This window comes from Parapedobacter luteus, assembly GCF_900168055.1.
GTDB lineage: Bacteria > Bacteroidota > Bacteroidia > Sphingobacteriales > Sphingobacteriaceae > Parapedobacter > Parapedobacter luteus.
Genome location: NZ_FUYS01000004.1, coordinates 434,875 through 446,879 on the forward strand (window position 1 = coordinate 434,875; position 12,005 = coordinate 446,879).

The following is a 12,005-nucleotide window of genomic DNA, read 5'->3' on the forward strand; positions in this document are numbered from 1 at the left end:
CCAGACCAAACTTACGGATTCCCCTTGAGATTCGCTACTTTTTGCTCGACTGCAATGATGACTTCTTCCATGAAATCCACCTGATGGAATTCGCTGGCATGAATAAGCCCTCCCGGACTGAACACATTGATTTCCATTAGTTTATCACCAACAATATCCAACCCCACCAAAAACATACCGTCTTCCCTCAACAGCGGTCCCACGGCTTCGATAATCGTCTCCATGCCCTTGGTCATGGTTGCCCCTTTTGCCCGGGCGCCCTGGTGTATATTGCTGCGGATTTCGCCCGCCTGTTGTATACGTTGAATCGCGGCCACTTTATCTGCCTTCATCAAGGGCCTACCGTCCATCAAAAATAGCCGGGTATCCCCCTTCTTTGCCGCAGGCAGGTATTCCTGCGCGATGGCAAAGCCGTCCCGGCAGATAGCTTCGACAATCTGCTTACGGTTCTTGTCATCCTTCTTGTCCAACAGGAAGACATTCTTTCCGCCGGATCCTTTCAGCGGTTTCAGGATGATCCGCTGATTTTGGGCGCGGTAAAATGCCTCCACGTCATCCATGTTGCGCGTAACGACCGTTTGCGGCCGCACAGATTCGGGAAAGTACTGCAGGTAAATTTTGTTGGATGCCTTCACCAGCCCATCCGGATGATTAAGCACCAAGACCCCCTGCTTGCTGGCCAGCTGACCAAATAATACGCCGGCATCCTGTGCCCACGGCCGCTTTTCCATGTCTGCAGCCGGGTCATTGCGTAACCACATGACATCCCATTCTGACGAGCTCGTCAATTGCTTATCCTCCTCGATCAACGCTTCCAGAAAGGTACGCAACGACCGAAACTCACGGTTCGGCGCCTTGCGGCAGTGCGCGCCCACACGCCCGTCAGAAAGATAAACTAAATCTCCGATGCCTACGTAGTAGACCGTATGGCCCCTACGATGGGCCTCAAGTGCCAGTGCCGTAGTGGTATAGCCCGGCGACTCTTTACGTACCTGATTGACGACAAATAGAATGGTCATATAGTATATTTTGATTTTTACTTCCTACCCAATCATCTTAAACACGCTGCCCCCATTTTTTATCTCCTTGATTTTGTTGATGTACGGTTTTTCCAGAAATTTCGGCCGCAAGGGCAGCGGTTTCAACAACCGCCTATGCATGAGTTCTTCAATAATAGGCAGGTAGTCTTGCCTTATTTTACCCACCAATAACCGCGAGATGTCCTTTCCTTCTTTGACATATTCGATCACATTGAGCAATCCTTTGAGGTAAACCGCATCTTTGGTCAGCCCGCCTCCGCGGTACACACGCATGGTAATGTAAAATGCGTTTTCGGGCTTAAAGGCATACTTCTCCACCAGAAGCGCAAAGGTCTCCGCGAAGGCGTTTCCTGCCAGCATGTGGTGGACGGCTACGACGCGTGCGGCAAGCGTGCGCATCCGTTGGTTGGTCAGCCCGCCGGTCATGTATTCACTGAGCACGGCAAGCCCCTCCTGAAGTTGTTCATAGCCCGGCACGCCCAGGTAAAATAGTTTAAACGGTTGTGCCATACCATTGTAGTAGGTGGCCACATGCGTACCCACTTCGTGCTGAAGCAACGAAAACGCCCGATCCTTGGATATCCGGTAGCGGGAGCCGATGTTCAGCGTGCCGCGGGATACCATGACGCCCTCCACATCATCCCTGACACGCACAGCGGTGGATACCGGATGATACTGTTGCTTCAGGTATTCCAATTCGCCTTTTGCTAATTTGGCAAACGCGCGCGCATCCAGCATGTCGCTCGCTACAGGTGGGCGCTGGGGTTCAGAGGCCACTAATATTGCGCTGGCGATGTCAAGCAGGTTTTCCTCGACATTGCCAAAAACCTGCTGGCTGCTGTAGAGGAAATCAGGCTTTTCCCTGTCGCTGAGCATATTGAGCATCCTGTCGATTTCTTTGCGTTTGTCCCGGAAGAGATAGGCCATCGTCGGGTCCATGATTTCCTCGATCGGTAGGTTGTACAGCTTCCGCTTGATAAGTTCGGGGTCAATGGGCATAGGCCTATAGTGAAATACCGGATTTTTCCGGTATTTGCTTTTCAAAAAGCTCTCCCAGGCCTCCTGGGCGTTAATCGGTGTCACCAGCAACAAAAAATCGAACAGATTGCTATATTCCGCCAGCTTTTCATCCACTTTCCATACGACTTCGTCCAGTTCTGTGGTGCCCAGCATTTCGAAATGAGCCGCACTGTACGAGGTTTTCATGCGGATAAATTCAAAAAAGCTCTTGCGCAGCGCTTTGCCGAAGCTTTCGCGCAACTCCCGAAGAAATAACGGATAAGGCGCACCGGTTTGCTGGTTGATATAAAAAGGGGCGATCTCCAATCCCACGAGAATGATTTCGCTTTTCCGTGCCTCTTCGAGATTAAAAATCTCGCGGTAATACGCCGGAGCAGGCACCTTTTTCCGCTTCTCCAGCCCTACGGCAATTTCCGGGGTCTGAAACAGCTGAAGATGGCGCAGTTCGAATTGCAGCTTCTCGGCGACAGCCAACGCGCTTTTTTGGCAAACATGGACGGTGAACGATGCCGTCTCCACACGGGTTGACAGCCATACTTCAAGGAGCATAAATCCGCCGAATTTATCAGCCATCGCGTTAGCGATAGCTCGAATAATCGGGGTTACGTTACATTCCGGTGTATCCGGGGCCACCAGGTAGGCAGACTCCGTTTTTCCCAAGGTCGACGTAAACGCGTCTTCCCCATCGGGCGGGATACGGTAAATCAGCAGGTAGGGAACGGGTCTGTCCATATGAAGCTCACCCTCGCAAGGTAAACGGACATGCAGCGGCTTTCCCTTTTTGAGCTTATCCACAATATGTTGGATGGTTTTTTTCGTGTCAGTAGCCATTCGGATAGGTAGATTTAGCTGGCGTATCCAATAAGTCGAGCAGAAACGGAATCGTCCCCTTCAGCATCGATTTGATGTCGTTAAAATGCTTCCGATCTAGCCGGCCTGTCCATTCATCCATAAATGTTTTTTTGAATTCCAGAGACAGCGCGCAACCGTACTCGCCGAAATCATGGTTAATCCATTCGGCAAAAGCCCCACCCTTAAATTTGACATTTTCCCTCACATCCGGAAACCGGCCTAAGATGTGGTGGTGCGAAAGGAACCGGGTCATGCAATGGCCCAACGGCTTCCATTTGTCCCGGTTATGCCCCGTCCCGATATTGATCTCGGGATGGTCGCCGATGTGCGCCGCCTTCAGTGGATGCTCACGGCGGTGATTATAGCTATGGATATCCAGCATCACGAATTTGCCAAACAGGGCTATCGTCCATTGTATCAGCGCAGCCACGTCGGCATAGAATTGATCATAACCTTCGAGCAGTTGTGCCACCATGATCTCGGGCAAGGCCGGCTTCCAAACGGTCAGTCCCCACGCATCTTCCGGCTTACGGTACACTGCCAGCTCCCGCCTGCGATTCAAGTCGGTCTGAAACCTGGAGGTCTCCACGACAATCCGGCTGACCGGTAGGTTGGCCATATCGCCGGTATACGGATCTTCTTCCCTGAACCGCTCATGCTCTTGCAGGTGCATGTATTCCAGCAAGGGCAGTGCAAGCCGGTGCCCTTCGTGGATAGCAGCGACGATTATCGGCGTCTGTTCCCGGTGTATGGTGTAAACCAATTCCATTTGGAATCATAAACACGGATGTAGAGCAAATGTTTTCCACAGCCACTTTGGCATGCATTCTGAAATTTATTAAGTAACCCTATGCGATCAAAACCGCAGGACTTACACAGTTAGCAATACACAACAACAGATACGACGACACTTAAATAAAAACGTATGAACACTTCCGTCAGATTAAACACGAAAACACTTATAATCACCATTTTATCAGGAATCGCCCTGTTTTTTATGTTTAGCTGTTCCACGGGATCATCCAAAACCAACAGCAGCGAAAACAACGCCATTGCACTGCCGGTACAACGTATCGACACCACTACAGCCAGCACGGTAAAGGACTATTTGGGGACGATAGAAGGCAAGGTAAATGTGGAGATACGTCCACAGGTTGAGGGTATTTTGGAGGAAATTTATGTGGATGAAGGCGCATTTGTAAAGGAAGGCCAAAAACTTTTCAAGATCAATCCCCAGCCTTATCAGGAAGAGCTGAACAATGCCCTGGCCAACGAAAATGTCGAAAAAGCAAAGCTGGAAAATGCCAAACTGGAAGTCGACCGGCTGAAGCCGTTAGTTGAAAATGACGTTATCTCCGATGTGCGCCTGCGCACCGCCATGTCGGACTACGACGTGGCAAAAGCTTCGCTTGCACAAGCTTCTGCTGCCGTAGCCAGTGCCCGCATCAACTTGGAGTTTACGACCATCAAAGCACCGGTAAGCGGTTTCATTGGCCGCATCCCCAAGCGAATAGGCAACCTGGTAGGCAAGAGCGATGCGCTGACCGAGCTCTCCGATATCAGCGAAGTATATGTCTATTTTGCCATGAGCGAGTCCGATTTTCTCTATTTCCGCAAAAAGTATGGAAAACGCGATTCGGCCAAGGTGCATTCCGCTGATACGGCCCAGATCATTCCAAACGTGTCGCTAATCATGGCAGACGGGACAGCGTACCCCGAAAAAGGGGTGGTAGACGCCATCAACGGCCAGGTAAACCGTACAACCGGAGCCATCAGTTTGCGTGCGACCTTCCCGAACAAAGACAACATCCTTCGTTCGGGCAATACCGGTACACTCAAGATGGAGGAGTACGAACGCGGCGTGCTGACCGTCCCCCAGGTAGCAACCACTGAATTGCAGGATAAGATTTTTGTTTATACCCTCTCTGCCGACAACAAAGTGAAGCAACAAGCCATCCAAGTGGCCGGAAAGAGCGGCAATGCGTACATCGTGAAGGCCGGCGTCAAGCCCGGCGACCGCATTGTGCTTTCCGGCTTGGACAAGCTCTCCAATGGCATGGAAATCAAACCGCTCAACGTTCCCGCGTCCGCCGCGGAATAACACGTTTGCAGGCAACCATTATGTTTAACGCTTCAAGACAAGGCAAGTGCATGCTTGTCCTTGGTAAACTTTGACAACTAAAAACGAATAAATGCTCAAGACATTCATCAATAGACCCGTACTGGCGACAGTTATTTCCATCCTGTTGGTTATCCTCGGGCTGGTATCCATGTGGCAGCTGCCCATCACCCGCTTTCCGGAAATCGCTCCGCCGAGTGTCACCGTATCCACGTCCTATCCCGGCGCAAACGCCGAAACGGTGGCAGGGGCCGTGCTCTTGCCCATCGAAGAGGCAATAAATGGTGTGCCAAACATGACGTATATCCGTTCGTCGGCCACCAATTCCGGTTCAGGAAACATTACGGTGTTTTTCAAGACCGGCACCGACCCCGACCAAGCGTCGGTAAACGTGCAGACCCGTGTTTCAAAGGCCAACTCCCGTATCCCTCCGGAGGTTATCGAATCCGGCATCACGGTAGAACCCCGCCAAAGCGGGATAATCATGACCATCAATATTTTCAGCAACCATCCGGATACCATATATGACGAGACGTTCCTGCAAGCCTACGCGCAGATAAACCTCATGCGCGAACTCGCCCGTGTGGATGGCGTAGGCGAAGTGAGGCGTGTAGGGGCGCGTGATTACTCCATCCGCACCTGGTTGAATCCAGAAAAAATGGCGGTATACGGCTTGGTTCCGCAGGATGTGCAGCAAGCCATCCGCGACCAGAATTTTGAAATCGCCCCGGGGAGATTCGGAGAAACCTCCAACGAAGCCTTCGAAACGATCCTGCGGCACAAGGGAAGGTTCACCCTGCCCGAGGAGTTCGAACAAATCGTGATAAAAACCAACGAGGATGGTTCCGTCCTTTACCTGAAAGACATCGCCCGCACCGAACTGGGGGCCACCAACCTCGGCAGTGACAATAAAGTCAACGGTTATCCGGGGCTTACCCTGAATATCCTTCAGACCAGCGGCTCCAACGCCCGCGATATTGACATCCAAATACGGGACGTGCTCGAGCGGCTGTCCCGTGATTTCCCGGAAGGTATCCAATACGAAATTTCGTATAGCGTGCGTGAGCAGATTGATGAATCCATCAGCCAGGTACAGCATACGATTTTTGAGGCGTTCATCTTGGTGTTTATCATTGTTTTTATCTTTTTGCAGGACTTCCGCTCTACGCTTATCCCCGCCATAGCGATTCCGGTGTCACTGGTGGGCACCTTTTTCTTCCTGCAGCTTTTCGGGTTTTCCATCAATGTGCTTACGATGTTTGCCCTCGTGCTGGCGATTGGGATCGTCGTGGATGATGCCATCGTCGTCGTGGAGGCCGTGCACCAGAAAATGCATGCAACGACCCTTGGGCCACGGAAGGCCACGCTAGCGACCATGGGAGAGATTACGAGCGCCATCGTGTCCATTACCTTGGTCATGGTGGCCGTCTTTTTCCCGGTAGGGTTCATGGGCGGGCCCTCGGGGGTCTTTTTCCAGCAGTTCGCCTACACGCTGGCTACAGCGATACTGATCTCCGCACTGAATGCATTGACCCTCACGCCTGCGTTATGCGCGCTGCTGCTCAAGAGGCCCGCGCGGCACCCCTCGGTAGCCGATAGCACACCGAAAAAAGGCAATAAAGCCGGCAAGCTGGCTTCCCGTTTTTTCGAAGCATTTAATACCGCCTTCGCTACCCTTACCAACAAATACATCGGCTCGCTGCGTTTCTTAATCCAGCGGAAAGCATTCGCCTTTGGCGGGCTGGCGATTGTGACCGCCATCGGTATATGGCTGATGAACAGGACACCATCGAGCTTTATACCCACCGAAGATGATAGCTTCATTACCTACTCGCTATCCATGCCACCGGGAGCATCGCTCGCCCGCACCACCGTTGCCCTTGCCAAAGCTGACAGCATCCTGAAAAAGCGCGAAGCCATCGAAGGCATGACCACTGTATCCGGATACAATGCCATAGACGCCAGTGCAAGCTCCGCCTTTGCCGTCGGCTACATCAATTTAAAACCCATCAAAGAGCGGGGAGCTATCCGCAACATTGATGCGATAATGGATACCATACGAAACGATCTCGCACAGGTTACAGAAGCGTCGTTCAGTGTTTTCCCAAGGCCTACCATACAAGGATTCGGCGACTTCTCGGGCCTCGAATTTGTGTTGCAAGACCGGATGGGCGGCTCCATGTGGGATTTTGGCATGGTAGCAGACACCTTCATGCGCGAGCTCGAAAAGCGGCCCGAGATTGCCTCGGCCTATACGACGTTCAATGCAAACTTCCCCCAATACCTGCTGGAAGTCGATCCGGTAAAGGCGAAGGCCTTGGGCGTGAGCATCAATGACATGATGCGCACCATACAGGGCTATTACGGCCGCGTCACCGTGAGCGATTTCAACCGCTTCGGCCGGCAATATCGGCTATTCATGCAAGCCGATTTTGAATACCGTGCCGATCCGGAGTCCTTTAAATCCATCTTTGTGCGCAACGACAATGGCGAAATGGTGCCTGTCAACACCATTGTCAGATTGAAGAAAGTCATGGGCCCCGAAATTGTAAACCGGTACAACTTATATAATGCCATCGCCATCAACGCCATACCGTCAGATGGCTACAGCACGGGGGAAGCCATGGCCGCAATGGAAGAAGTCGCCGCTGCCTCCCTGCCCGGCAATTACAGCTATGAATGGACCGGCATGAGCCTGGAAGAGCGCCAATCAGGCAATGAAACGGCCCTGATTTTTGCATTGAGCATTGTTTTCGTCTACTTCCTGTTAGCAGCCCAGTACGAGAGCTACATTCTCCCGCTGGCGGTCATGCTGTCCGTGCCTGTAGGGCTAATCGGCGTGTACTCGGCCATCAACCTGGTGGGTTTGGAAAATAACATTTATGTACAAGTCGGCCTTATCATGTTGATAGGCCTGCTGGCTAAAAATGCCATCCTCATTGTGGAGTTTGCCGTCCAGCAACGACGGGCTGGGTTGCGCATCTACGAATCAGCCATTGAAGGGGCGCGTATGCGGCTTAGGCCCATTCTCATGACCTCACTGGCCTTCGTGGCGGGCCTCATTCCGTTGATGTGGACGGTAGGCCCCTCCGCGCAGGGCAACCACTCCATCAGTTTCGGCGCCGCGGGGGGGATGCTCATCGGTGCCACACTGGGGATAGTTATCATTCCCGTGTTGTACGTTGTGTTCAAACATCTCGATGAGCTCGTAAAAAATAAGTTGACCATAAAAGAAGAAGATTAATGATGAAGTCCATCCGGCAAACAGGTTTAGTTGCGATCATCGGCTGTTTATTAGCTTCGTCCTGCAAGTTGGGGCGGGATTACGTCCGTCCGGATACAGGGCTTACGGCCGCGTTCCGCGGCGCCGATACCCTTGTCGGTACGGCAGACACGGCCAACATTGCTGATATCCCTTGGTATGATTTCTTTACCGACAGCATGATGATTATGCTCATTGATAGCGCTATCGCCAACAATTACGACATGCAAACCGCGCTTAAGAACATTGAAATTGCCAATCAGTCATTGCGGCAATCCCGCGCGGCGTTTTTCCCGGAGGTAGAGGCCCAGTTGGGCGGTACCAACCAGCAGTGGCGATCGCGCGACTTTTACAGCTCCCCGTCGTCCAAATGGTATGGGCGCGACGGCCAGGCCGAACCGCCTGACAACCTGTTTATGTATCAGTCGCAATACCTTTCCTCCATCAGCATAAGCTGGGAGCTGGATATCTGGGGGAAAATGCGCCGGCAGAATGAAAGCGCGCTAGCCGAATACCTGCAGACTTTTGAAGCCAGAAAAGCCATACAGACCGGCTTGATAGCCACCATCGCCGAAGGTTATTATAACCTGCTGATGCTCGATGCACAGCTGGAGGTCGCACGGCGGAATCTTCGGCTCAATGACAGCACGCTGCAAATCGTTAAACTCCAGCGCGATGCCGGCGAAGTGAGCTCGTTGGCCATCCAGCAGACAGAATCGCAGATGCTGCTCGCCACGTCCCTTATCCCGCAGTTGGAGCAGGAAATCGCCATTCAAGAAAATGCGTTGATGGCCTTGACCGGGCGCATGCCCGATAGCGTTTACCGGTCCTCGGCGCTAATGGATTGGCGCATGCAGGATACTTACGACGCCGGGGTACCGCTACAATTGCTGGCCAATCGGCCAGACGTGCGGGCCGCCGAACTAGCGCTGCGCGCCGCGAATGCCGACGTAGGCGTAGCGCAAGCCTACCGGTATCCGACACTGACCATCGATGCATCGGGCGGGATCAACGCCATGCTTCCACAAAACTGGTTCAACATCCCCGGCGCGTTATTCGGCGGGCTCATCAGCGGTGCCACCCAACCGGTATTCAGCCGAAGGAGACTTAAAACGCAGCATGAAATTGCCAAACTGGAACGCGATAAAGCCGAAATCAGTTTCCAACAAACGGTCATGGATGCGGTTCATGAGGTGACGAATGCCCTGATCATGATTGAGAAGCTCAATGAGCAATATGCCATTGCTGAGCGGCGGGTAGCCACGGCTCAGCTCGGTGTCAAAAATGCCAATTTGCTGTTCAAAAGCGGGGAAGCCACCTACCTGGAAGTGATCACCGCCCAAAGCAATGCGCTCACCAGCGAGCTGGATTTGGTCAGCATCAAGCAGCAACAGCTCAATGCCAAGGTCGGACTTTACCGGGCGCTGGGCGGCGGGTGGAAATAAAAAGGCCGATCCATCGTGGACCGGCCGTTACATGAGATATTTAGGGTTAGTTTGATAGCCGGCTTTAATAGGCCAATACCGTTACTTCGGTACGCCTGTTCGCCTGGTGCTGCTCGCGCGAACAAGGCACACCGTTGCCGCATTCGTTCACCAAACGAGTTTCGCCGTATCCTTTAGCCACCATCCGGTCGCGGGCAATACCCCGGCTTACGAGGTAATCCACAGCGGCCTGCGCGCGGCGCTGCGACAGTGCCATGTTATAGGCATCGCTGCCCCGGCTGTCCGTATGGCTTGACAATTCGATTTTCAATGTCGGATTATCCCGCAGTGTGCGTACCAATTCATCCAGTATGGCAGCCGCGTCCGGCCGGATGTTGTGTTTGTCAAAATCATAATAAATATTTTCCAGCTCGAATGTTTTACCCACCTCAAACACGGGTTCCAGCAGCAGTGCTACTTCAAGCGTATCGGAGGTCGTTATGCCCACCGTACTCACTTTTGCAGAGTCCGCATGGTATTTCTCCTTTTGCCCCAATACCGTATAGGTGCTATTCCTGTCAAGCACAAACTCAAAAGTCCCGTTTTCCGTACTGCTCTTTTTGGCCACGATCGAACGGGTACCATCATAAAGCGTCACCATGGTTTCAGGCAAGCGATCGCCGGTGTTTTTGTCGGCTGTCGTTCCTCTCAAGACAATGACGATCTTCGGTCTCTCATAGGTAAACCCGTAAATATCGTCACTTCCTTTCCCACCTTTGCGGTTTGAAGACAAATATCCCGCAAGTCCTTCTTCGCCTTCATAATTTGTTATGTAGGCAAAATCATCGCGCGCCGAGTTTACGGGATACCCCAAGTTTGCGGGGCTCGTCCACGTCGCTTTGCTGCCCGTAGCCTGGAAAACATCCAGCCCACCCATCCCCGGGAAGCCATCGCTCGCGTAATACAAAATGCCATTGGGACCAATATTAGGGAAAAGCTCATTGCCAGCGCTGTTTATCGTAGCTCCCGCATTGATTGGCGTACCCCAGCTGCCGTCGGCCTGTTTTTCACAATACCAGATGTCAGTACCGCCCTGCCCGCCGGGCATGTCACTCACAAAATAAAGGATATTGCCATCGCCGCTCAGCGCGGCGTGCCCTACCGAATAGGCAGCAACGTCATTATGCGCAAAAGGCATGGCCTCCCAGTCATCGTCTGTCTGCGTGTACAAGTAAAGTTCCAGCTTGTTGGTCATGTATTTCCGCCGATCTTCACGGGACACAGACCCCTCCTTTCCCGGATAGGTGCGCGTCACATACAACGTTTTACCGTCGTGGGCGGCCGCCACCGGACCGATGTGATAAGGCGCATTGTTGATGCTATTCACCGCAATTACGGGGTTATGGAGTGTATTATCCCCGGCACGATCCGCCGTATAAATACGAAGAAACGAATTGCCCGTCCATCCATACGTACCGACTCCCTGCATATGGCTATCGGGCTCGCCGGTATAATAGACCTTATCGCCCATCGGAAAAACCGAAAACTCGGCCAACGACGTGTTGACCGCCTCATTACGCAATTTATGGGCCGTTGGGTTGGCCATCCACACCACAGCCGAATCGCAGCCTGCTATCGCTACGTTGACCCGCGCCGTATCGCCTGTCCGCGCGGCATACGTTTCCAGCTGCACCTTTGCTTCCGCATACTTTCCATTCACTTTCAGCACCTCCCCATAGCGCAATAAGTTTTCCTCGCTGCTGTCTTCCATGCCCACGACACGTGCATACCAATTTTCAGCCGATTCATAATCCTTCATTTGCATGTAACAATGTGCCAGCCGTTCCAGGTCGGCGAGCTTAGGCCGCTTGCTGTCCGCCAGTTTTGTATATAGGATGGCCGCATTGGCATACTCGTACTTACGGAACAACTCATCTGCACGCTCACGCAATCCGGGTTGTTCCTGGCCAAAGGCCGGATGAGCCAGTAACGCGATGCCGATAATGCCAAAAAACAACGTTGTCAATTTTTCCTTCATTCTCTTATTCAATTTTTTCACCTTTCGGTGATGTTGGTAATCATTCGTAACAGGTAAGTGTAGGCTTTCATCTCATCACTCACTTTGTATTCAATATCGCCCCATGATATGAGATAGCCGCGACCTTTCAATTTAGACACCAAAATGGGCAGCCATTCTTTCCCTTTTACCCAAATTTCTAGGCGGGGCTCATCTTTGATGTAGGCAAATTCCGTCCTTGTATCCAAATATTGTGCAACTCTTTCCAGCA

General features: G+C 52.3%; 8 protein-coding genes. 3 read left to right on the top strand and 5 right to left on the bottom strand.

From position 1 onward, the window contains the following. Nucleotides 1–11: 11 nt before the first annotated feature. From B5X72_RS10890 to B5X72_RS10900, 3 genes are read right to left on the bottom strand one after another with little or no spacing between them, the layout of a single operon-like run. Nucleotides 12–1,019: an ATP-grasp domain-containing protein gene (locus B5X72_RS10890; RefSeq protein ID WP_079716906.1), complete on the bottom strand. Its 1,008-nt coding sequence runs from the start codon at nucleotides 1,017–1,019 to the stop codon at nucleotides 12–14. A 24-nt stretch (nucleotides 1,020–1,043) separates the two neighbouring features. Next, nucleotides 1,044–2,891 carry a peptidase MATCAP family protein gene (locus B5X72_RS10895; RefSeq protein WP_079716907.1) on the bottom strand — a complete coding sequence of 616 codons (1,848 nt, stop codon included), beginning with the start codon at nucleotides 2,889–2,891 and terminating at the stop codon, nucleotides 1,044–1,046. Next, entirely contained in the window at nucleotides 2,881–3,681 is an 801-nt protein-coding gene (locus tag B5X72_RS10900; RefSeq protein WP_079716908.1) for an N-formylglutamate amidohydrolase, read from the bottom strand. Before B5X72_RS10900 ends, B5X72_RS10895 begins: the two co-directional genes overlap by 11 nt. A 156-nt stretch (nucleotides 3,682–3,837) precedes the next feature. Between B5X72_RS10900 and B5X72_RS10905 the strand changes: the two genes are divergently transcribed. From B5X72_RS10905 to B5X72_RS10915, 3 genes are all read left to right on the top strand, one after another. Further along, the gene (locus B5X72_RS10905; protein ID WP_079716909.1) at nucleotides 3,838–5,013 is read left to right on the top strand and encodes an efflux RND transporter periplasmic adaptor subunit; all 1,176 of its coding nucleotides are present in this window, start codon (nucleotides 3,838–3,840) and stop codon (nucleotides 5,011–5,013) included. Nucleotides 5,014–5,104: 91 nt separating this feature from the next. Continuing rightward, the gene (locus tag B5X72_RS10910; protein ID WP_079716910.1) at nucleotides 5,105–8,275 is read left to right on the top strand and encodes an efflux RND transporter permease subunit; all 3,171 of its coding nucleotides are present in this window, start codon (nucleotides 5,105–5,107) and stop codon (nucleotides 8,273–8,275) included. Further along, nucleotides 8,275–9,738 (top strand): efflux transporter outer membrane subunit, encoded by a 1,464-nt coding sequence (locus B5X72_RS10915; protein ID WP_139378641.1) that lies wholly within the window; start codon nucleotides 8,275–8,277, stop codon nucleotides 9,736–9,738. The genes B5X72_RS10910 and B5X72_RS10915 overlap by 1 nt, the downstream gene beginning before the upstream one ends. Nucleotides 9,739–9,802: 64 nt before the next feature. Here the strand turns inward: B5X72_RS10915 and B5X72_RS10920 are convergent, their stop codons facing one another. Both B5X72_RS10920 and B5X72_RS10925 read right to left on the bottom strand, forming a co-directional pair. Then, a complete protein-coding gene (locus B5X72_RS10920) occupies nucleotides 9,803–11,755 on the bottom strand; it encodes an OmpA family protein (RefSeq protein ID WP_079716912.1) in 1,953 nt (650 codons plus the stop codon). Between the two features lie 17 nt (nucleotides 11,756–11,772). Then, a complete protein-coding gene (locus B5X72_RS10925) occupies nucleotides 11,773–11,982 on the bottom strand; it encodes a hypothetical protein (RefSeq protein WP_139378642.1) in 210 nt (69 codons plus the stop codon). Between the last annotated feature and the right edge of the window lie 23 nt (nucleotides 11,983–12,005).

What these genes read in the sequence shown, in the direction of transcription:
- B5X72_RS10890 (WP_079716906.1), bottom strand. Translation starts at nt 1,019, where the DNA reads ATGACCATTCTATTTGTCGTCAATCAGGTACGTAAAGAGTCGCCGGGC.
- B5X72_RS10895 (WP_079716907.1), bottom strand. Translation starts at nt 2,891, where the DNA reads ATGGCTACTGACACGAAAAAAACCATCCAACATATTGTGGATAAGCTC.
- B5X72_RS10900 (WP_079716908.1), bottom strand. Translation starts at nt 3,681, where the DNA reads ATGGAATTGGTTTACACCATACACCGGGAACAGACGCCGATAATCGTC.
- B5X72_RS10905 (WP_079716909.1), top strand. Translation starts at nt 3,838, where the DNA reads ATGAACACTTCCGTCAGATTAAACACGAAAACACTTATAATCACCATT.
- B5X72_RS10910 (WP_079716910.1), top strand. Translation starts at nt 5,105, where the DNA reads ATGCTCAAGACATTCATCAATAGACCCGTACTGGCGACAGTTATTTCC.
- B5X72_RS10915 (WP_139378641.1), top strand. Translation starts at nt 8,275, where the DNA reads ATGATGAAGTCCATCCGGCAAACAGGTTTAGTTGCGATCATCGGCTGT.
- B5X72_RS10920 (WP_079716912.1), bottom strand. Translation starts at nt 11,755, where the DNA reads ATGAAGGAAAAATTGACAACGTTGTTTTTTGGCATTATCGGCATCGCG.